The sequence below is a fragment of the Xanthomonas cucurbitae genome, assembly GCF_002939885.1.
Lineage (GTDB): Bacteria > Pseudomonadota > Gammaproteobacteria > Xanthomonadales > Xanthomonadaceae > Xanthomonas > Xanthomonas cucurbitae.
The window spans coordinates 18,619-38,684 of record NZ_MDED01000033.1 but is presented as its reverse complement, the minus strand read 5'-3'; the positions used below and the strand labels follow the sequence as shown (position 1 = coordinate 38,684).

At 64.0% G+C, this 20,066-nt stretch carries 16 protein-coding genes and 1 pseudogene; 12 read left to right on the top strand and 5 right to left on the bottom strand.

The features are described from left to right. Positions 1-89: 89 nt before the first annotated feature. The 4 genes and pseudogenes from XcuCFBP2542_RS15455 to XcuCFBP2542_RS19400 form a co-directional block, all read left to right on the top strand. A pseudogene (locus XcuCFBP2542_RS15455) lies at positions 90-473 on the top strand (type VI secretion system baseplate subunit TssG); the annotation flags it as partial. 56 nt (positions 474-529) lie between these two features. Further along, a complete protein-coding gene (gene tssH, locus XcuCFBP2542_RS15450) occupies positions 530-3,280 on the top strand; it encodes a type VI secretion system ATPase TssH (RefSeq protein ID WP_104604615.1) in 2,751 nt (916 codons plus the stop codon). A 42-nt stretch (positions 3,281-3,322) separates the two neighbouring features. Continuing rightward, positions 3,323-4,204, top strand: coding sequence for a LirA/MavJ family T4SS effector (locus XcuCFBP2542_RS15445; protein WP_104604614.1), 882 nt, complete (start codon positions 3,323-3,325; stop codon positions 4,202-4,204). A 141-nt stretch (positions 4,205-4,345) separates the two neighbouring features. Then, complete coding sequence (locus XcuCFBP2542_RS19400; protein WP_146090344.1) at positions 4,346-4,849, top strand: putative adhesin; 504 nt, start codon at positions 4,346-4,348, stop codon at positions 4,847-4,849. Positions 4,850-4,967: 118 nt separating this feature from the next. Here XcuCFBP2542_RS19400 and XcuCFBP2542_RS15435 read toward each other — a convergent pair whose 3' ends face one another. Continuing rightward, the gene (locus XcuCFBP2542_RS15435; protein ID WP_104604611.1) at positions 4,968-5,660 is read right to left on the bottom strand and encodes a transposase; all 693 of its coding nucleotides are present in this window, start codon (positions 5,658-5,660) and stop codon (positions 4,968-4,970) included. Between the two features lie 604 nt (positions 5,661-6,264). Between XcuCFBP2542_RS15435 and XcuCFBP2542_RS15430 the strand changes: the two genes are divergently transcribed. Next, the gene (locus tag XcuCFBP2542_RS15430) at positions 6,265-6,789 is read left to right on the top strand and encodes a hypothetical protein (protein WP_104604609.1); all 525 of its coding nucleotides are present in this window, start codon (positions 6,265-6,267) and stop codon (positions 6,787-6,789) included. 276 nt (positions 6,790-7,065) lie between these two features. Here XcuCFBP2542_RS15430 and XcuCFBP2542_RS15425 read toward each other — a convergent pair whose 3' ends face one another. After that, the gene (locus tag XcuCFBP2542_RS15425) at positions 7,066-9,144 is read right to left on the bottom strand and encodes a M13 family metallopeptidase (protein WP_158251456.1); all 2,079 of its coding nucleotides are present in this window, start codon (positions 9,142-9,144) and stop codon (positions 7,066-7,068) included. A gap of 632 nt (positions 9,145-9,776) precedes the next feature. On the opposite strand from XcuCFBP2542_RS15425, the gene XcuCFBP2542_RS15420 reads away from it, so the two are divergent. After that, entirely contained in the window at positions 9,777-11,972 is a 2,196-nt protein-coding gene (locus tag XcuCFBP2542_RS15420; protein WP_170067009.1) for an ATP-binding protein, read from the top strand. A gap of 138 nt (positions 11,973-12,110) precedes the next feature. Here XcuCFBP2542_RS15420 and XcuCFBP2542_RS15415 read toward each other — a convergent pair whose 3' ends face one another. Together XcuCFBP2542_RS15415 and XcuCFBP2542_RS15410 are read right to left on the bottom strand one after the other, a co-directional pair. Next, on the bottom strand, positions 12,111-13,331 hold the full coding sequence (locus tag XcuCFBP2542_RS15415; protein ID WP_249027664.1) for an HDOD domain-containing protein: 1,221 nt from the start codon (positions 13,329-13,331) through the stop codon (positions 12,111-12,113). A gap of 479 nt (positions 13,332-13,810) precedes the next feature. Continuing rightward, entirely contained in the window at positions 13,811-14,467 is a 657-nt protein-coding gene (locus XcuCFBP2542_RS15410; protein ID WP_104604631.1) for an SDR family oxidoreductase, read from the bottom strand. A gap of 161 nt (positions 14,468-14,628) precedes the next feature. Between XcuCFBP2542_RS15410 and XcuCFBP2542_RS15405 the strand changes: the two genes are divergently transcribed. The 4 genes from XcuCFBP2542_RS15405 to proP all read left to right on the top strand — a co-directional run bounded on the left by XcuCFBP2542_RS15405 (position 14,629) and on the right by proP (position 17,941). Next, positions 14,629-15,066, top strand: a complete 438-nt coding sequence (locus tag XcuCFBP2542_RS15405) for an NUDIX hydrolase (protein ID WP_104604629.1) — start codon at positions 14,629-14,631, stop codon at positions 15,064-15,066. A gap of 142 nt (positions 15,067-15,208) precedes the next feature. Then, positions 15,209-15,607, top strand: a complete 399-nt coding sequence (locus XcuCFBP2542_RS15400) for a host attachment family protein (protein ID WP_104604605.1) — start codon at positions 15,209-15,211, stop codon at positions 15,605-15,607. Positions 15,608-15,624: 17 nt separating this feature from the next. Further along, positions 15,625-15,966, top strand: a complete 342-nt coding sequence (locus tag XcuCFBP2542_RS15395) for a thioredoxin family protein (RefSeq protein ID WP_104604597.1) — start codon at positions 15,625-15,627, stop codon at positions 15,964-15,966. A gap of 484 nt (positions 15,967-16,450) precedes the next feature. Then, on the top strand, positions 16,451-17,941 hold the full coding sequence (gene proP, locus XcuCFBP2542_RS15390) for a glycine betaine/L-proline transporter ProP (RefSeq protein ID WP_104604595.1): 1,491 nt from the start codon (positions 16,451-16,453) through the stop codon (positions 17,939-17,941). A 15-nt stretch (positions 17,942-17,956) separates the two neighbouring features. Here proP and XcuCFBP2542_RS15385 read toward each other — a convergent pair whose 3' ends face one another. Continuing rightward, positions 17,957-18,415, bottom strand: coding sequence for an SRPBCC family protein (locus XcuCFBP2542_RS15385; protein WP_167526798.1), 459 nt, complete (start codon positions 18,413-18,415; stop codon positions 17,957-17,959). A gap of 144 nt (positions 18,416-18,559) precedes the next feature. Between XcuCFBP2542_RS15385 and XcuCFBP2542_RS15380 the strand changes: the two genes are divergently transcribed. Then, entirely contained in the window at positions 18,560-19,378 is an 819-nt protein-coding gene (locus tag XcuCFBP2542_RS15380) for an EcsC family protein (protein ID WP_104604593.1), read from the top strand. A gap of 35 nt (positions 19,379-19,413) precedes the next feature. Then, positions 19,414-20,049, top strand: coding sequence for a DUF938 domain-containing protein (locus XcuCFBP2542_RS15375; RefSeq protein ID WP_104604591.1), 636 nt, complete (start codon positions 19,414-19,416; stop codon positions 20,047-20,049). Positions 20,050-20,066 lie beyond the last annotated feature (17 nt).

The following is a 20,066-nucleotide window of genomic DNA, read 5'->3' as shown; positions in this document are numbered from 1 at the left end:
GCGACGGCGCTGATGCGCTGCAAGCCTTGCCCAGAGCGAGTTTTGCGCATGGCAAGCAACTTTCTTGGCTGAGGGATGGGGCTAATCAGGTTGCCGAATGGATGCGGCTACCTGCCGACGCCCAGTTGCGGCTGGGCCTGGGCCCGCGCAATGCGCAGCTCGGCGTGGACAGCGTGGTCGGTGTACAGGTGCGTGGTGCGCAGCAACGCGTGCGTATCCGGCTGGGGCCATTGCCACGCATCGCGTTTCAACGCTTCCTGCCGGGCGGCCAGGCGCTGCGCCAGCTGACCGCCGCGGTGCGTAGCTATCTGGGCGACGAGTTCGGCTGGGAACTGCAGCTGGTGCTCAAGGCCGACGAGGTGCCCACCCCGCAGCTGGCACGCAACAGCCGACTGGGCCTGGATACCTGGATCGGCCGCCGCGCCTGGAGCATCGCCGACGCCGACGAGGTACTGCTGCGCCCATCGGGCTGACGCGCACCGCTCTGCCTTTCGCTCACACGCAACGTACCGACTTCGAAGGACGCATCATGGCCGAGATCTCCCGCAGTGCCCTGTTCGGCAAGCTCAACCCGCTGGCGTATCGCGGTATCGAAAGCGCCACCGTGTTCTGCAAGCTGCGCGGAAACCCGTACGTGGAGCTGGTGCACTGGCTGCATCAATTGCTGCAGCTGCAGGACTCGGACCTGCACCGCATCGTCAAGCACTTCCAACTCAATCCGTCCACGCTGGCGCGCGATGTCACCACCGCGCTGGATGGCCTGCCGCGTGGCTCCACCGCCGTCACCGACCTGTCGGCCAATGTCGAAGAAGCGGTGGAGCGCGGCTGGGTGTATGCCTCGCTCAGCTTTGGGCAGGCGCAGGTGCGCACCGGTTATCTGCTGGTCGGCATCCTGAGCGTGCGCGGCCTGCGTAATGCATTGTTGGCGATCTCCAAGGAATTCGAAAAGCTAAAACCTGCGGCACTCAACGAACACTTTGCGCAGATCGTGGCCGGTTCGCCGGAAGATGGCCTGTTGCCCAGCGATGGTTTCTCACTCGGCCAGACCGCTGCACCCGGGGAGGCCAGTGGTGCCATTGCGCCGGCCGCAATGGGCAAACAGGAGGCACTGAAGAAATTCACCACCGACCTCACCGCACAAGCGCGCGAGGGCAAGCTCGACCCGATCATCGGCCGTGACGACGAGATCCGCCAGGTGGTCGACATCCTGATGCGCCGCCGCCAGAACAACCCGATCCTGGTCGGCGAGGCCGGCGTCGGCAAGACCGCGGTGGTGGAAGGCTTCGCGCAACGCATCGCACGTGGCGATGTGCCACCCGCATTGAAGGACGTACAACTGCGCACGCTGGATGTGGGCCTGCTGCAGGCCGGCGCCAGCATGAAGGGCGAGTTCGAACAGCGCCTGCGCGCGGTCATCGACGAGGTGCAGGCCAGCCCCAAGCCCATCATCCTGTTTGTGGATGAAACCCACACCCTGGTCGGCGCCGGCGGCGCGGCCGGTACCGGCGATGCCGCCAACCTGCTCAAGCCGGCACTGGCACGCGGCACGCTGCGCACCGTGGGCGCGACCACCTTTGCCGAATACAAGAAGTACATCGAGAAAGACCCCGCACTGAGCCGGCGCTTCCAGGCCGTGCAGGTGGACGAGCCGGACGAGGCCAAGGCGGTACGCATGATGCGCGGTGTCGCCTCGATGATGGAACAGCACCACAGTGTGCAGATCCTCGACGAAGCGCTGGAAGCGGCGGTCAAGCTCAGCCACCGCTATATCCCCGCCCGCCAGCTGCCGGACAAATCGGTGAGCCTGCTCGACACCGCCTGTGCCCGCGTCGCGGTCAGCCTGCATGCCACGCCTGCGGAAGTGGACGACAGCCGCCGCCGCATCGAAGCGCTGGACACCGAGCACGCCATCATCGAGCGCGAGCGTGCGATTGGCATCGTGGTGGAGGAGCGTGCTGCTGCGTGTGCTGGCCTGCTGGAACGCGAGCATGGCCGCCTGCGTGATCTTGAGCAGCGCTGGGTTGGCGAGAAAGCATTGGTGGACGAGCTGCTGTCGTTGCGTGCGCAACTGCGTAGCGGCAATGCACCGGTGGAAGGCACTGGCAGTGCATTGGAAGCGGAGGCCGATGCCGATGCCACACAGGCGGCGTTTGGCGACACTGCCGTGCTCGAAGCACCGGTGCAGGTTAATCGCGACACGCTGCTCGCGCGCCTGGAACTGGTACAGGCGGAACTGGCCGCACTGCAAGGCGAATCGCCGTTGATCCTGCCCACGGTCGACTACCAGGCGGTGGCTGCCGTGGTCGCCGACTGGACCGGCATCCCGGTTGGACGCATGGCGCGCAACGAGATCGACACCGTGCTGCGCCTGCCCGAACTACTGGCCAAGCGCGTGATCGGCCAGGACCACGCCATGGAGATGATCGCCAAGCGCATCCAGACCAGCCGTGCCGGCCTGGACAACCCGGACAAACCGATCGGCGTGTTCCTGCTCGCCGGCACCTCCGGCGTCGGTAAGACCGAAACCGCACTCGCCCTGGCCGAAACCTTGTACGGCGGCGAACAACACCTGATTACCATCAACATGAGCGAGTATCAGGAGGCACACACCGTCTCCTCGCTCAAGGGCGCACCGCCGGGCTATGTCGGCTATGGAGAGGGCGGCGTGCTCACCGAAGCAGTGCGACGCAAGCCGTACTCGGTGGTGCTGCTGGACGAAGTGGAGAAAGCCCACCCCGACGTCCACGAACTGTTCTTCCAGGTCTTCGATAAAGGCTGGATGGAAGACGGCGAAGGCCGCCGCATCGACTTCCGCAACACTTTAATCATTCTCACCAGCAACGCCGGCACCGATCTGATCGCCAGCCTGTGCAAAGACCCGGAATTGCTGCCGGATGCGGAGGGCATGGCCAAGGCCTTGCGCGAGCCGTTGCTGAAGGTGTTTCCGCCGGCGTTGCTCGGGCGGTTGGTGGCGATTCCGTATTACCCGCTGAGTAACGCCATGCTCGGACAGATCGTGCGGCTGCAGTTGAATCGCATCAAGAAACGAATCGAAGAGCGCTACAAGATTCCGTTCGACTACGACGATTCGGTGGTGGAGCTGGTGGTGAGCCGGTGCACCGGGAGCGAGTCGGGTGGGCGGATGATTGATGCGATTTTGACGAATTCGATGTTGCCGAAAATGTCGAGGGAGTTCCTGGGGCGGCTTGCACACCATGCATCCATCGGAGGCGTAGGAATGAGCACGAATCCAGACGGCTTCTCGTACCTGTTCCACTGACAGGCGCAGGCGCGCACGGACAAAACCGAAGAGAGGACTTCGATGAAGATCAGTGATGCATCGGAATTGGAAATGGTGTTGTTCCTGGATGAGAATTTCCAGGTTGTCGATGGTGTCAAGATCGAAGCGACGCAGCGGATGAGGGACATGCTCGTCTTCGCGCGCATGGCCAGTTTCCTGTCGGACAACGAAGCGCTTGCGTCGGCGGTCAAGGACCTATCTTTTGAGCTGGGCACGGAATACGTAAAGTTCCGTGAGGTACAGCGCGATGGCGTCAATTATCGCCGTCTCGGCGCCTTCTCCTGTGCGCTTGGAAAATATGCATCCTATTACGGGTTCAGTAGGCATGTGGTCATTCTCAATGGCCAGATCAGCCCTGCTGATTTCAACGATGTAGTGGGGGAGAAGATCATGTTCCGCGACCTTTTCACCCGCGCCCATGGCGAGTTCACGCACGCGATACAGTGGCTTCTGCTGGTCCAGCGATTCGGCGAGGTGGCGGCCAATTATTACGCCAAGTCAGTCCAGTACCGTTCCACCCGGACGTTTCTCGCACAAGGCGGGCCACAGCGAGCCTATATGTGGAATTTCCTGGTGGACTGCTTCGACGGTGCGGAGGACTATCGACAGAACATCTACGCTGAGACATTCAGGTGCCCGCAGATCGCTACCGAACGCCTGCAGACGCTGCTCCCGACTCAATCGTGGTTGGGAGAATTCCTCTACGCTCGCCGGCAGAAGGGCTTGAAAAATGGGGAGGAACCCTATGCAGACGGACACTACACGAATGGGCGGACCATCAACATGAAGCCACCCCATATCAACAGGACGATCTGGACAAACGACGGGGAAGAAATCCGGGCCTATACCCAGCTGCGCGAAAACATCTATTACAAGTCTGTCATTGAGGCGAGAAAGAAATGAATTTTCGGAATTATCGGGTGCGCGGTGAACAAGATTTCGATAATGCCAAATCAGAGCTAAAAGGAGCGCAGAGCATATGAATTCCGAGCTATATGTGCTTGGCGATGATTTTTATTTTATCTTATGGGCAGGAGGTGCTAGATGCCATTGATCGTACTGTGGGGGCATGGTTTGCATGAGAGCGAATGGGGCTATTTTCAGGTACCACCCCACGTCGAGATTCACTTTTTTGTGCGTGATGGCGTAGGTCTGACCAATAGTCCTGCTATTTTCCTTGCCAAAAAGATGGTTGATGGTGGTCCGGGAAGTAGAATTACGCAGAATATGCTGGATGACGCCAAGGAAATGGACCTTGACGGAGCCGAGGATCTTTTCCTTGAGGTCATTCGATACCCTCAAATTGTCAAGAACTACACCCTCGAATCCATGGTCGACCTACCGATGTCGAAACGGCAAGAGCGTAGTGTCGAAGATGTGTGCCGTTCACGGTTGGGAGAATGCTTGAGTCCGGGAATCGGGGTTGGAACAAGCTCTGTCAGGACTGGCGCGGCGCGCAGTCACTTGCAGTACGCGGTGCATCGCCATCTCCATCGGGCCAACGCAGCGGATCCGCTTGTCGTGCAATGGGCAGCGTGCAGGGAATAGAAACGTCAACAAAACAAAGGGGTCAAACAAAGGGGTCAGAGTGATTTACCAACATCACTTGTAGAAGTGAATCTGACCCCGTTTCCCAGAAAAAAGGGGTCAGAGTGATTCACCAACATCACTTGGATGAACTGCTCGGCCGTCCACGCGGCCGAGTCGTGACGCAGCGGCCCAGCATCGCTTCGATCTGTGTCTGGAAGCGCGGTGTTCCAAGTGCACGTTGTTGTTCGAGGTAGCTGCGAATTTCTGCAAGGCGCTGTTGGTCAAGGGCCTCAGCGAACAACGCACGATACGCAGCCAGACGCTTCATCGGCTGTATGTCCAGCGCCAGATAGGTTTCGTGCGGAGTGGTCAATGCGTCGTGGATGCCCTGGGCGTTGTGGCGATGGCTTGACCAGCGGTAGGCGCCAGGGTCCGCCACCATCGCGACTCGTACTGGGTTGAGCTCGATGTATCGGTAGCAGGCCAGGATATACCGTTCGGCGTCGACCAGACAGGCTTTGTAGCGGCCTTCCCAGAGTGTGCCAGTGCGTCGGTACTTGCTGTTGATGTAGCTGACATAGCGCCGGCCGAGCGTCTGCATCATGCGCGAGACGCACCCCTTCGAGGACGGCGTCGCCATGAGATGTACATGATTGGTCATCAGCACGTAGGCATGAATCCGGCAGCTTTGCGCAGTCGCGGCTTCCTGCAGCATGGTCAGGTAATGGCGGTAGTCGACGTCTTCAAAGAAGCACGGCATACGGTCGTTGCCACGTTGCACGACATGCTGGGCAACGTTTGGGATGTCCAGGCGAGGAGGGCGTGCCATGTCGGAGAGTCCGGAGAGGAATATCCGACGATGGTTTGAAGACGGGATGACGTCTGTCGGGGACGATGCCTGCTTCTGGTCAGTAGGTGAACGATGATTTCGTCAGACATCTCTTGCACGCGCTCTGTGGTGTCGATGGGACCCGCAAGCGCAAGCGCATCGAGAGGCTGTTGCTGCTGCACGCACTCGTACGGATAGATTGATGCGTCCGGGCGTCTTGGTGTATCTGGTCCTTCCAGCATTTCCCACAAGATTGAGACGTTACGTCGGGTATGTCCACTTCGGGATTTCTAAAGTCAATCGCGTTGACGGCTGGTGGGGCGAAGAAGGTGGGCGTGTTCCAGGACGACCGCCAATAACTGGCGCATTGCGTTTAGCTCACGTGTTCCACGCAGACGCTCGTATGTGGAACCTGCTGGCGTCCCGCACCCGGCAAGGACTTGATCGGTTGGACGGAGCTGCATCCCGTGCGTCGGCGCGCGCTGGCGAAGGCGATGCGTCGTTCAAATCGCGATGTTGTGCCCGGATGCCGGCAGGTTGGCTGGTGCTGGGCAAGAGGCGAAGCGGGGCGGCCTTCCCAGTCCTGCAGCAAGGAGACGTCATCATGGCTAACACCATCATTTCTGCTGTCTATGGCACTGGCACCACAGGCATCGACGTGACGCAGGTATGTCAGCAAATCGTCGATACGGGAAACGACGATATCACCGCGAACAACGCGACATTCGGCGATCCGGATCCCGGCACCGTGAAGAAATTTGCCATCCTCTACACCAACCCGGCATTGAACGGCGGAAATCCGATCGCGTTGGGCTGCAGCGAGAACGCGACGATCGATCTAGTCCCCAATCCGCCGACGGCGACCACGCCGGTTGCTGGCCCAGGCACGCCGAGCTTCAAGATCGTGCATGCGCTCTATGGCACGGCCAGCAACGGGTTTGACGTGACCTCCATCTGTCAGTGGTTGGTCGACAACGGTGGCACAACGATCGCCGTCAGCAACGCGACGTTCGGTGGCGACCCAAGCCCTGGCGTGGTGAAGAATTTTGCCATCGTCTATACCGCCGTCGGCGGTGGCGCGCAGAGCTTCCGTGCCGTTGCCGAAGGCACTACGCTGACCTTGAGCTGAGATGCGAAGGCGGTGCGACGCACCAACCTAGCCTGAAATGGGGGTTGGACATCGAAGCGTGGTGCGTAGAGACGCCAGGCAACGCAGCTGTCAAGAAAGAGCAGCCCGGCCTGATCGAGGTCTCCTCCCGCATCGCGAGGCGTACCTGCCCGCGCGATGCTGGCAGGTATGCCGCCGTGCTGCGCTGGCGTGCATGGCCTGCGATCTTCATGGGATGGCAACCACGAAGATCGCGACAAGGCGCGTGACTGCTGCTTCCACGCGGCATGACCATCGTTACCAAATCATGGTCTGCGCATCCTTCGCCCGCGTCATCGGGTCTGTGGGCTTGCACGCGAATGCCTCGGCAAACGCTGGCATGTTCGACGGTGCGGCGTTGGTGCGCACACTTGTGGGAGAGTGTGGATTGCTCGACAAGCTCATGATCTGCTGCGGTTCACGCATTTCACTGCGCCACAGACGTGCCCAGGCAAAGAACAGCCGCTGGTTCGGCGTGTAGCCGTCAATCGGCGCCGATAGGCTCGGATCCTGCCGGATGGACGTTTGCAGTGCGGTGTAGGCCAGGTGGATGCCGCCGAAATCAGCGATGTTTTCGCCCAGGGTGAATCGGCCGTTGACGTGAATGTCGGGTCTGGATTTGATGGGTTTGTAGGTGTCGAACTGGGTGACCAGTCGCTGCGCCAGGGCATCGAATTTTTTGCGGTCGCCAGGCGTCCACCAGTCAACCCTGTTGCCCTTGCCGTCGAACTTGCTGCCCTGGTCATCGAATGCGTGGGTGATTTCATGCCCGATGAAGGCGCCAATGCCTCCCAGGTTGATGGCCAGGTCATTGCCGCTGTCGAACAGCGGAGGCTGCAGCATGGCTGCGGGGATATTGATGCTGTTGTCGTTGGGGTTGTAGAAGGCGTCCAGCGTCTGTGGCGTCACGAACCATTGGCTCAGGTCCTTGGGCTGTCCGATCTTGCTGAGCGCATGCCTGTAGTTGAACGCACGGGCAGCGGCCAGGTTGTGGTAGTAGCCGTCCTGGCTCAGCTGCAAGCCGCTCCAATCACGCCAGTGATCGGGGTAGCCTGCACGAACGAGAATGCTCTGCAACTTCACCAATGCGCGTTGTTGCGTCTGTGGGCTCATCCAGCTGGACTGTTGGATGCGGTCCTTCATGGCGGCCTTGAGCTTGTCGATCAATTCGATGGACTTGGCTTTGTCCGCTGGGCTGAAGTTCTCCTGCACGTAGATCTGGCCGAGCCCTTCGCCCATCGCCGTCTCCACATCCTTCAATACTCGCCGCTCGCGAGGCTCCTGCGACGGCTGTCCACCCAGTGTCTTCTTGTAGAACGCGAAATGGTTATCGGCGAAATTCCTGCTCAACCATGGCGAGGCCTTGTCGATCAATCTGAATTTCAGATAGGCCTTCCATTGATCGACGGAGGCATCCACCAGGAGCGCGTCGAAAGAACGGAAGAATCTTTCATTGGTCAGCGACAACGTTGGAGCGGCTTGCAGGCCTTGCGCTGCAATGAATGTCTTCCATGGGAAATGAGGGGTGATCTGCTGCGCCTGCTGGAGGTTGACAGGGTTGTAGTAGATCTCAACCTTGCGACTTTCCAATGGCGACATGCTGGATGCTGCCAACTTCGTTTCCAGGTCCAACGCCTTTTGCGCCAGATCCGTGGCGTCGCCAGCGTTGGCGCCGCTCAGTGCAAAAACGTTCTTGATGTAGCCCAGGTACGCATCGCGTATTGGTTGGTGTTGCTTGTCGAAGTAGTATTCCTTGCTCGGGAGGCTGACGACATCTTCCGTCGCCGAGGCAATCACCTTTGTCGAATCCCGGTCGTCGGTGGTGGGGCCGAAGGTAAAGACCTGGCTGTCTCCTTTGGAAGACTGCTGGATGAGATAGTCCACCACGCCGTCCCGATTCTCGATGCCATCGATCAGCGCAAGCTGTGTCGAAATGGGGTCCAGGCCGGCTTTTTCGATGGCTTGTTCGTCCATGCCGGACGCGTACAGCGTTCCCAGCATCTTTTTGATTGGCGATGACTGTGGATTGCTTGCAGCGTTTTTCAGTATGTCGAGCAAGACCTTGCTGGTAAAATTCGCATGAACCGTCGACATTCCCCACCGGCCCACATCCTGCGGCATGGGATTTGCGTCGAACCACTTCCTGTTGACGTGTTCGAAAAGATCCTCGCACGCGCTGACGTTCTGATTCAGATCACTGATATCGAATTTGGCGCTCAGTTTGGCAGTTGGCTTCGGTGCTTCAGCGGCATTGCCATTGTTGGCGACAGGGGGAGCGGCTGGCTTGTCGGGTGCGTCGGGATGACATGCGGCCAAAGCCAAGGGAAATAATGACATCAGGACTTTTGTGTGCGGTTGCATAAATTCATCCATTGGCGCTGGCGAAACTTTAACGGAATTGGTACTGGAGTGGTCAGTGTCTGGGTCTTGTCCGGGGTGGGGCGTAATGGTTTATTTATCTTCGTATTAGGGCGCCTTGTTGCGTGTCAAGACATTGGATTTTGGTACGAAAATGGTAATTGGTCCAAAGATCAGTAGTACGCCTGGTCGCCTGCATTCGAGCCTGGACCCGACACCGCAGGATCTCCGCTGCGCCGAGCAGGGAAGGGGATGTCGGGGTGATGGCAGTCCATCGGCTCGCCGCTCACTGCGCGTAGCCGACAAGCCGGCGCGTGGCAGCCCCCGAGGCGTCCTTCCCTGGCTGCCGATCCGCCAGGCGTGGCCTGGCCGGTCCACGCGTACGCGGCAGGCCCGCCATCGCTTCCCTGGCCGGATGGCCCGCTCGCCACCTATCGCCGGCTACGCTAAATCGGTTGGTTTCAGCGGTGGCCTGCCGCCGTAGCGCCTGCATTCTGCTAGCGCCTGCATGCCACAATGCGGCCACTTCCAACAGGCGCGACCGCCACGTGAGTACAGCCCACCCCGTCATCGCGCCGAACGGCCTGGAGTTCCTGTCCGGCGGCGGTGCCATGGGCGCGACGATTCGCGCCCACGATTGGGCCGCGACCCCCTTGGGCGACCCGCAAGCCTGGCCGCAGTCGCTGCGCTCGGCGTTGTCGATGGTGCTCAATGCCAGGCTGCTGGGCGCGGTGTTGTGGGGGCCGCAGCTGCGCATGCTCTACAACGATGTGTATCTGCAGTCGCTGGGCGACCGTCACCCGCAGGCCTTGGGGCAGCCGGTGGCCGAGGTCTGGGGCGAAACCTATGCGCCGATCGCCGAAGACTTTGCGCGGGTGATGCGCACCGGCGAGGGCTACGGCCAGGGGGTGATCGCCTTGCCGATGCTGCGCAATGGGGTATCCGAGACCACCTACTGGAATGCCACCGCGTCCCCGATTCGTGGCGAGGACGGCAGCATCGTGGGGCTGCTCAATATCGCTATCGAGACCACCGCGCAGGTGGCGGCCGAGCGGCATCGCGATATCCAGAACGCGATGCTGAGCAACGAGAACACGCATCTGGTGCACGAGGTGGTCAACCGCACCACCGAGCGCGATCGCGCGCTGGAAGCGGAAATCGCCGCGCGTGGCAATGCCGAGCGGGTGCAGCTGGCGCTGGCGGCCGGGGCGATCATCGGCACCTGGGTCTGGGACCTGCGCAACGATGTGTTTTCGGTGGACGAGGCGTTTGCGGAGAATTTCGGCTTCGATCCCTCCGGCCCACGCACCGGCCTGCCGCTGGAGGTGGTGATCGCCAATGTGCATCCGGACGACCGCGCCGGCCTGCGTGCGGCGATCGGCGAAGCGGTGGCACGCGGCGGTGCGTACGCGCACCAGTACCGGGTCATGCGTCGTGACGGCAACTATTACTGGCTGGAAGCCAATGGGCGCGTGGAACATGCGCCGGACGGCACGCCGCTGCGGTTTCCCGGCGTGCTGCTGGACATCGATGCGCGGCATGCGCTGTCCGAAGAACGCGACCGCGCACTGACCGCCCTGCGCGAACTGAGCGAGACGCTGGAACAGCGCGTCACCGCGCGCACCGCCGAACTGATGGTGGTGGAAGAGGCGCTGCGGCAATCGCAGAAGATGGAAGCGGTGGGCCAGCTGACCGGCGGCCTGGCGCATGATTTCAACAATCTGCTGGCGGGCATCTCCGGTGCACTGGAATTGATGACCTTGCGGCTGGAGCAGCAGCGTTTCCAGGAGCTGCCGCGTTATCTGGGCATTGCCCAGAGCGCCGCCACGCGCGCGGCGGCGTTGACCCATCGGCTGCTGGCCTTCGCGCGCCGGCAGACCCTGTTGCCCAAGCCCACCAACGTCACCCAACTGGTCGCCGATATCCTGGAGCTGGTGCAGCGCACGGTGGGCCCGGGCATCCGCGTGGAGAGCGTGCCCAGCGCGCTATTGTGGCCGGCGCTGGTGGATGCCTCGCAGCTGGAAAATGCACTGCTCAACCTGTGCATCAACGCGCGCGATGCGATGCCCGATGGCGGGACGCTGCGAATCGACACCGGCAATCACTGGATCGATCACGATCTGGCGCAGCAACTGGGCATGCGCGAAGGGCCGTACCTGTCGCTGTGTGTCAGCGACACCGGCACCGGCATGCCGCCGGATGTGGTGGCGCGCGCCTTCGATCCATTCTTCACCACCAAACCGTTGGGCGAGGGCACCGGGCTGGGGTTGTCGATGATCTACGGATTTGCCAAGCAGTCCGGTGGGCAGGTCCGCATCCATTCCGAAGTGGGCAAGGGGTCGCGGGTGAGCCTTTACCTGCCACGCCACCTGGGCGATGCGGGAGCTCCCGATGTGCATGCCGCGCCGCTGCAACTCACCCCCACCGACGACGGCGAGACGGTGCTGATCGTCGATGACGAGCCGGCCATTCGCCTGCTGCTGGGCGAGGTGCTGGAGGAGCTTGGCTATACCGTGATGGAAGCCGCCGACAGCGCGGCCGGGCTGGAGATCCTGCAGTCGCAGGTGCGCATCGATCTGCTCATCAGCGATGTCGGCCTGCCCGGCGGCATGAACGGTCGCCAGATGGCCGACGCCAGCCGCGCCCAGCGCCCCGATCTCAAGGTGCTGTTCATCACCGGCTTCGCCGAGAACGCGCTGCTGGACGACCACCATCTCGAGCCACGCATGGCGGTGCTGACCAAGCCCTTCAGCGTGAGCGTGCTGACGGCGCGGGTGAAGGAACTGATCGCCGCAGTCGAGCGTTGATCCCTGGGGGCAACACCGGGTACGGCACAGCGTGTCCCCCGACAGCCGAACACCGGTCCGGCCGCTGCGCCGAGCGCGCTGCACCGGTGCTCACGATGGGCGGTCGGCGGCACCGGTCAGCCGCCGTCACCTGCAGGCTCACTCCACGCTGGCCGCCACCAGCCGCTGCCACAGGGCGGCATTGGCGGCATCGTCTGGCTGCAGCGTGGCGAGCACGCTGAGGGCGTGATCTTCCTGCTCGGCGCCGTGGCGGGCGAGCAAGGCCAGGGCGGCGGCCAGGCGGCCGTAGCGCAGCGCACGGCCCAGGGGGCTGGCCAGCAGGGTCGCGTCGTGCTCGGGGCGTTGCTCGTCCAGGGCGGTGCTCACGGCGGGCGGCAGCTCCCAGGTGGTGGCGATGGTCTTGGCCACGGCGGCGGTATGGCGTTCGACCAGGATGGCGGCCACGTCCAGTTGATAGGGCACGCCGGGGCGTTCGGCATAGGCGTCGCGCAGCGCGCGCAGGATCACCACTGCGCCCAGGCCCTGCAGCAGGCCGGCCAGTTGCGCCGACAAGCTGTCGCCCCCGTGTTCGCGCATGTAGGCGGCCGCGGCGGTGGCAGTGCGCAGGGCGTAGTCCCAGACCGCGGCCGGCAGCCGCGCGTGGAGGCCGCCATCCAGGCTCAGCACCGGCTGCATCACCGCCGCGGCCAGGATCTGGCGCACACCCTCGGTGCCGATATGCACCACCGCGCGCTCCAGGTTTTCCAGCGGCGCGCCTTGCGGGCGGTACAGCACGCTGTTGGCGATGCGCAACAGGTTGGCCGCCAGTGTCGGGTCCTGCGCGATGATCGCGGCGATCGCGCGCCCGGAGGCATCCGGGTCGTTGACCGCGCGCATCAGCTGCGGCAACAGGTGCGGGCGGCGTGGCAGCAGGTGTGGGCGCAGGTCGGCGTGGGCGAGCGCGTCGCCGACCGCGTCCAGCACGGCGGCCTGCGCGGGGGCGATGGGCAGATCGCCGTCGGCCAGCGACGGAGTGGCCATCACCACCGCATACATGCGCCGCAACAGCGGACGCATCGGCGGCGGTGCATACGGCAGGGGGCGCGCGACGTTCGCCGCTGGCGGTCGAGCGGGCAGGGTATCCGGCGGCGTGGCCACCGATTGCGGCGCGGGCGCTGTCGGATCGGCGGGGGTGTTGGAGACCGCGTCGACGCTGATCGCCGCCGCCGCGGGCTGCGATGCGGGACCCCGCAGACGCCTCCACACCAGGACACCGACGACGGTGGCGACCAAGGCCAGGCCGGTAGCGAGCAACAACACGTTGGCGAGCATGTGGGCAATCGTTCGGTCGATGTCGCGACTATCGGCGATGGCGGGCATGGCGGCAATGTGGAACCCACCCGTGCGGCTGCCTGCGCGCGGTCATCACCCGCCCACGTCCCGCGTGACGGTGGCGGATGCCGCGCATCCGGCCGACGGCGCGGCAGCGTGCGTTGCGCGTGGCGTTGTCCACCGCCGACCAGGCTGGACACTGGAAGGGCGTGGCAAGTTGCGACGCAGCATGAGCAGGCTGTCTTCATGCGCAGGCCGAAGTGCACATCACACTAACGCACCAGGCGGTAACTTGTATTACCAGCTGTGCAGTTCTAGAGCATCTAGGCAGCTTAAAGGGTGCAGGCATCCGCAGTTGGACCACCTTCCACAGGCACCGCGTTCGCACGCGGTGCCTGTTTTTGTATGGGCATGCCCTGTGCCCACCTCCGGCAGCGCCAACGCTTAGCGGTCCTGCTCGCCGGCGGCTGGATATCGTCAGGCCGTGCAGCCAGTGCCTGGCCGGCACAGGCCGCCAGGCAGGGTGCTCAGCCCAGTTGCGACAGTGCCTGCGGGATCGGGGTCTGGCCGTCGATGAAGCCCACCGTCTTGCCGATGGTGGCCGGCGTCGCCAGCGCGGTGGCGATCACCTGGGCCACGTTGGCGCGCGAGACGCCGCCGTCGGCATCGCTGCCGGGGTCGCGGGTGATGCGGCCGGTAGGCGGGTCCAGGGTCAGCCGACCGGGGCCAAGCACGGTCCAGTCCAGCGCGGTACCGCGCAGGTAGGCATCGGCGGCACCCTTGGCCTGGGCATAGGCGAAAAAGGCATCGTCCGGCCCGAGCCCGTGTTCCAGCCCGGCGCCGAGATACGACACCATGACATAGCGGCGCACGCGTGCCTGTTCGGCCGCCTGCATCGAGCGGATCGCTGCGTCGCGGTCCACCGCATAGGTGCGCGCGGCATCGCCGCCGCCGGCACCGGCCGACCACACCACCGCATCGTGGTCGGCCAGCTGCGCGGCGATGGTGGCGGTGTCGGCCTGTTCGATGTCGAACACCAGTGCGGTGGCGCCGTCGGCGACGACCTCGGCCTGGTGGTCGGGATTGCGCAACAGTGCCGTGACCTGGTGCCCGTCGCGCACCAGCAACGGCGTGAGCAGGCGCGCGACCTTGCCATGGCCGCCGATCACCAAAATACGAGACATACCCAACTCCTGCAGAAGGTGCGCTTGCGCGCACAAGATCACCATCCTCGCCAATGCGGCGCTAACTGCGCGTCATCGCCGACGTGGAATCGGCGCAGGCGCACGCTGACCGCGTCGGCAACATCTGGGACACTTGCACCAACCCGCTCGCCAGACATGCCATGTCCACTTCCGATCTGCGTCCCCGCGTTGGCTGCGGCGCCTTCATCCAGCGCACCGATGGCCGATTGCTGCTGGTGCTGCGCGGGCGGGCGCCCGAGCAGGGGCATTGGGGGCTGCCCGGCGGCAAGGTGGACTGGATGGAAACCGTGGAAGCCACGGTGGTGCGCGAGGTGCTGGAGGAAACCGGCCTGCAGGTGCATCCGCAGCGGGTACTGTGCGTGGTCAGTCACTTCGAGCCGGAGATGGATCCGCCGCAGCATTGGGTGGCGCCGGTGTATCTGGCCGGTATCGAAGGCAGCGAGCAGGCGGTGTTGTGCGAGCCGCAGGTGCTGCACGACATCGGCTGGTTCGCGCTGGATGCCTTGCCCACGCCGTTGACCCGCTCTGCGCGGCAGGCAGTGCAACAGCTGCAGGCCGAGTGCGCCGCCGCTGCATGACCGGCCCGCGCGCGCACCTCGGCCATTGCACGCTAACGCCCCGCTGACGCCGGCTAGCCGCCACGCTTACGTTTGCTGGCCTAGCCTGCAATCGATGCGGCGTGGCAGTTGCCAGGCCGCCGACAGCAACAGGAGAAATCGAATGAGTCTGCGAATTCCTCAGGGTGCCCTGGTCGTGGTGGCCGATGGTGGCGAAGCGCGCTGGTTTACCAATACCGGCAACGAAACCCGGGTGATGCTGCGCCAGCATGCACGCACCGATGTGCAGAACGTTGACGACGACGGCCCGGCCGGCAAGGCGCCGCACGACCTCACCGAAGCGGATCTGGACGAAATGACCTTCGCCAAACAATTGTCGCAGGCGTTGAACGATGGGGCGCTCAAGCAGGAATATGCCCACCTGGTGCTGGTGGCCGATCCGACCACGCTGGGCCGCGTGCGGCCATTACTGCACAAGCAGACGCAGCAGCGGCTGGTGGGCGATCTGGCCAAGGACCTGACCAATCTGCCGCTGGAAGACATCCAGCGCGCATTGTCCTGAGAGCGAGGAGACCGGCGATGGGGTTCGTTCGCGACTATGCCGTACACGCGCCCGAGCGTAGCGCCATCGATGCGCAGCCGGGGTTGCAGTTGCTGGAATTCGGCACCGGTTGGTGCGGTCATTGCCGTGCGGCGCAGCCCTTGTTGCAGCAGGTGCTGGGAGGTTACCCGGCGCTGGACTACTACAAGATCGAAGATGGCAAGGGGCGGCCGCTGGGCCGCTCCTTCAAGGTCACGTTGTGGCCCACGGTGATCCTGCTGCGCGATGGACAAGAGCTCGCACGCGCGGTGCGGCCGCAGGCCCGCGAAGACTTGCACGCGATGCTGGCGGTGCTGGACGCCACTATCGACGCACGCTGATCGTGCATGCGTGAGCGACGCGCGCGTTTTCGACCAGTTTGCGGATGCCTGCATGCGCGTTGACGGCGCATCGTCGATGCGCTTTTGCCGCATCTGTGCGGATGCGCAAACAGGCAGCGGGCAGATGCATCTTTTGGCGGCGTGCTGATTGGATGCCGCGTGTGCACGTGCGACGCCGCGACAGGCCGCCGACATGCAGTTTTTCGCGGGAAAACGCGCAATGTGGCGCGTTGTGTGCGCTCGCGTCTGCAGCGGTGTGTGGGCTGTAGTAACATGGCCGCCGATCAAGCCCTTGGGCGTACGCCCATTTCTCTGGTCATCTGTCCCGCAGCGCTGCTGAGTTGACGCGGCCGTCCGGGAATGTCTCCGGCTCCCCAATGCACGTGCAATTGCCGTGTGTGGATGTGTCGTGTCCTGTGCGTTGGCCAGGACGAGCGGGCAGCGGTGGCCGCTCCCGGAAGGACACAGTCTGGAGACTGCACCCATGCACGATACCCGCGCGATCCGTTCGCACTTTGGTTGGTTCAAACGCCGCCGTCATCTGCAGCTGGACGAGGTCACCGTGGTGGACCGCGGCATGCTGCGCAAGGCCGTTGGCGCCGCAGCGCTGGGCAATGCAATGGAATGGTTCGATTTCGGGGTGTATGGCTATCTGGCGGTGACGCTGGGCCAGGTATTCTTCCCCGCGAGCAACCCTACCGCGCAGTTGATCGCCACCTTCGCCACCTTCACCGTGGCATTCCTGGTGCGGCCTATCGGCGGCATGGTGTTCGGCCCGCTGGGTGATCGCTATGGGCGGCAGAAGGTGCTGGCGGCCACGATGATCCTGATGGCGCTGGGCACCTTCAGCATCGGGCTGATTCCGTCCTACGCCAGCATCGGCCTGTGGGCACCGGCGCTGCTGCTGATCGCGCGGCTGCTGCAGGGCTTCTCCACCGGTGGCGAATACGGCGGCGCGGCCACCTTCATTGCCGAATACGCCACCGACCGCCATCGCGGCCTGATGGGCAGCTGGCTGGAGTTCGGCACGCTGGGTGGCTACATCGCCGGCGCCGCCACCGTGACGGCATTGCACATGCGCCTCACCCCGGCGCAGATGCTGGACTGGGGCTGGCGCGTGCCGTTCCTGATCGCCGGCCCGCTCGGTCTGCTGGGCCTGTACATGCGCATGAAACTGGAAGAAACCCCGGCCTTTCGCGCCTATACCAAGCAGTCGGAGCAGCGCGAGCGGCAGACCGCCGGCCTGGGCCTGATGACGCTGCTGCGCCTGCACTGGCCGCAGCTGCTCAAGTGCGTGGGCCTGGTGCTGGTGTTCAATGTCACCGACTACATGTTGCTGACCTACATGCCCAGCTATCTCAGCGTCACCATGGGCTATGCGCAGAGCAAGGGCTTGCTGCTGATTATTCTGGTCATGTTGGTGATGATGCCGCTCAATATCGTCGGTGGCCTGTTCAGCGACAGGCTGGGCCGCCGCCCGATGATTATCGGCGCCTGTGTTGCGCTGTTTGTGCTGGCGATTCCGTGCCTGCTGCTGATTGGCAGTGGTCACGACGGCTTGATCTTCGCCGGGCTGATGCTGCTGGGTCTGGCGCTGGTGTGCTTCACCAGCTCGATGCCGTCCACGCTGCCGGCGCTGTTCTACACCCCGGTGCGCTACAGCGCGTTGTCGATCGCCTTCAACGTCTCGGTGTCGTTGTTCGGCGGCACCACGCCGCTGGTCACCGCCTGGCTGGTGGAGCGCACCGGCGATGCGTTGGTGCCTGCTTATTACCTGATGGGCGCGGCGGTGATCGGCCTGGTGACGATGCTGTTCGTACGGGAAACGGCGGGTTTGCCGTTGCGCGGCTCGCCGCCGGCGGTCGCCAGCGACGCCGAAGCGCGCGCCCTGCTGCAGACCGACAGCCCGGTGACGGTGGATACGCAGTTGCCGGTGGGCCCTGCGGCCGCGCTCGGGCAGCCACGCACCGCGTAAGCACGGCGCCCGCGCTCAGCGCAGCGCCGGGTCACCACTTTGCGGCGTGTCCGGATAGGGCATGCCCTGTCCGGTCTCCACGTAGCGCTTGAGGCTGCTGCCCAGCACGAATCGCCAGCGCTGCGTGCAGGTCGCCAGGCAGGGCGAATCGCGGTAGCCGGACTGCACGAAGTCCAGCTGCGTGCCCTCGCTGACGGACAGCAGATCAAAGCGCAGCACCGTGCCCTCCCAGGCATCGGTATCGAGCATGTTGGAGCGCTCGCAGCGCCAGCACACCTGCCGATGGTCGGCGCCTGCATCGATGCGCAATGCCACCTGCCAGCCGTGCCCGCTCCAGCCCAGGCACACGCCGCCATCCACCTGATGTACCTCGCGCGTCCACCAGCAGCCCAGCTTCGCAGGCTCGGACAACGCGGCCGACACCACTTCCGGCGCGGCGGCGATCACGATGCGGTGGCGGATCTCATGGGTCATCTGTGGGTATTGGCGGCGTGGATGCCGGTGATCGCGCATTTTACCAGATGATTGCAGCACGCCCTGCGTCATCGGGACCGCTTGTCCGATACTCACATCGGGCTGGGTACCATCTAGAGAGGTCCTTCGATGACGAGAGCAGGCATGACGACGCTTCCGATCCCGGTGATGGATGTTGCAGCGCAACGCGATCTGGCCACAGCCCACGCGTTGCTGGAAAACCCCGGCGTGGCCGCACAGCTGGCCAATGCGCTGGGCGCACCGCTGGAGGGCCTCATCAGCAAGCGCTTGCCCAAGCGGGTGACCCGTGGCATCGACGGCCTGACCCGCCGCGCGTTGCAGGTGGCGATGAAATCGGCGCTGTTGAGCCTGCGTGGCACTGCCCCGGCAGCGCAGCCGGCCGCCACCACGCGCCACACCTTGGCGGTGGCGTTGGCCGGGGGCGCGGGCGGCTTCTTCGGGCTGCCCGGATTGCTGGTGGAATTGCCGCTGACCACCACGGTGATGCTGCGCTCGATCGCCGACATCGCCCGCGCCGAGGGCGAATCGCTGCACGATCCCGACACCGCGCTGGCGTGTCTGGAAGTGCTGGCGCATGGCGGCCGCAGTGCAGTGGACGATGGCGCCGAATCGGGCTATTTCGCAGTGCGTGCGGCCATGGCGCAGCAACTCAGCGCCGCTGTCCGGCATGTCGCGGCGCACGGTTTCGCCAGCAAGGGCGCGCCGGCATTGGTGTCGCTGGTGTCACGCATCGCCGCCAAGTTTTCGGTCAACGTGGGCGAAAAGCTCGCCGTGCAGGCGGTGCCGCTGGTGGGCGCGGTCAGTGGTGCAACGCTCAACACCGTATTCATGCGGCACTTCCAGGCGATGGCGCGCGGGCATTTCATCGTGCGCCGGCTGGAGCGGCGTTTTGGCGAGGAGGCGGTGCGGCGGGCGTACGACGCCTTGCCTGCAACCCGTTGACCGCAACCCACATCTTCAGGACACGCGCTGTCGTCATGACCAAGCCTTTCTCCCCTGCCTGCGCGCGCAACCGCGACCCGATTCTTGCGGTGCTGCAGCGGCACTTCGCCAACCGGCAGCATGTGCTGGAAATCGGTGCAGGCACCGGGCAGCACGCGGTGCACTTCGCCCAGGCCATGCCGTGGCTGCAGTGGCAGGCCAGCGACCACGCCGATCATCTGCCGGGCATGCAGCAATGGCTGGACGAGGCGGCGTTGCCGAATACGCCAACGCCAGTGCCACTGCAGGCCGTGCTGACGCCTGCGCCCGGCTTGGCGCCGCCACCGCCAGTGCCGGCGCTGGCCGACCGGCGGCCGGGTTACGACGCGGTCTACAGCGCCAACACCCTGCACATCATGGGCTGGCCGCAGGTGCAGGCGCTGTTTGCCGGGTTGCCAGCGGTGATGGCGCCAGCGGCGGTGCTGGCGATCTATGGACCCTTCAATCGCGACGGCCAGTTCACCAGCGACAGCAACCGCGCTTTCGATGCGATGCTGCGCGCGCGCGATCCCGCATCGGGCATCCGTGATGCCGAAGCGGTGGATGCGCTGGCGGCATCGGTTGGATTAAGCCTGATCGAAGATGTCGCGTTGCCGGCCAACAATCAGTGCCGGGTGTGGCGGCGCGGGTAGGCTGCACTGCGCGGCGA

Coding starts and splice junctions, on each gene's coding strand:
- tssH (WP_104604615.1), top strand. CDS start 530: ATGGCCGAGATCTCCCGCAGTGCCCTGTTCGGCAAGCTCAACCCGCTG.
- XcuCFBP2542_RS15445 (WP_104604614.1), top strand. CDS start 3,323: ATGAAGATCAGTGATGCATCGGAATTGGAAATGGTGTTGTTCCTGGAT.
- XcuCFBP2542_RS19400 (WP_146090344.1), top strand. CDS start 4,346: ATGCCATTGATCGTACTGTGGGGGCATGGTTTGCATGAGAGCGAATGG.
- XcuCFBP2542_RS15435 (WP_104604611.1), bottom strand. CDS start 5,660: ATGGCACGCCCTCCTCGCCTGGACATCCCAAACGTTGCCCAGCATGTC.
- XcuCFBP2542_RS15430 (WP_104604609.1), top strand. CDS start 6,265: ATGGCTAACACCATCATTTCTGCTGTCTATGGCACTGGCACCACAGGC.
- XcuCFBP2542_RS15425 (WP_158251456.1), bottom strand. CDS start 9,144: ATGTCATTATTTCCCTTGGCTTTGGCCGCATGTCATCCCGACGCACCC.
- XcuCFBP2542_RS15420 (WP_170067009.1), top strand. CDS start 9,777: ATGGGCGCGACGATTCGCGCCCACGATTGGGCCGCGACCCCCTTGGGC.
- XcuCFBP2542_RS15415 (WP_249027664.1), bottom strand. CDS start 13,331: ATGCCCGCCATCGCCGATAGTCGCGACATCGACCGAACGATTGCCCAC.
- XcuCFBP2542_RS15410 (WP_104604631.1), bottom strand. CDS start 14,467: ATGTCTCGTATTTTGGTGATCGGCGGCCATGGCAAGGTCGCGCGCCTG.
- XcuCFBP2542_RS15405 (WP_104604629.1), top strand. CDS start 14,629: ATGTCCACTTCCGATCTGCGTCCCCGCGTTGGCTGCGGCGCCTTCATC.
- XcuCFBP2542_RS15400 (WP_104604605.1), top strand. CDS start 15,209: ATGAGTCTGCGAATTCCTCAGGGTGCCCTGGTCGTGGTGGCCGATGGT.
- XcuCFBP2542_RS15395 (WP_104604597.1), top strand. CDS start 15,625: ATGGGGTTCGTTCGCGACTATGCCGTACACGCGCCCGAGCGTAGCGCC.
- proP (WP_104604595.1), top strand. CDS start 16,451: ATGCACGATACCCGCGCGATCCGTTCGCACTTTGGTTGGTTCAAACGC.
- XcuCFBP2542_RS15385 (WP_167526798.1), bottom strand. CDS start 18,415: ATGACCCATGAGATCCGCCACCGCATCGTGATCGCCGCCGCGCCGGAA.
- XcuCFBP2542_RS15380 (WP_104604593.1), top strand. CDS start 18,560: ATGACGACGCTTCCGATCCCGGTGATGGATGTTGCAGCGCAACGCGAT.
- XcuCFBP2542_RS15375 (WP_104604591.1), top strand. CDS start 19,414: ATGACCAAGCCTTTCTCCCCTGCCTGCGCGCGCAACCGCGACCCGATT.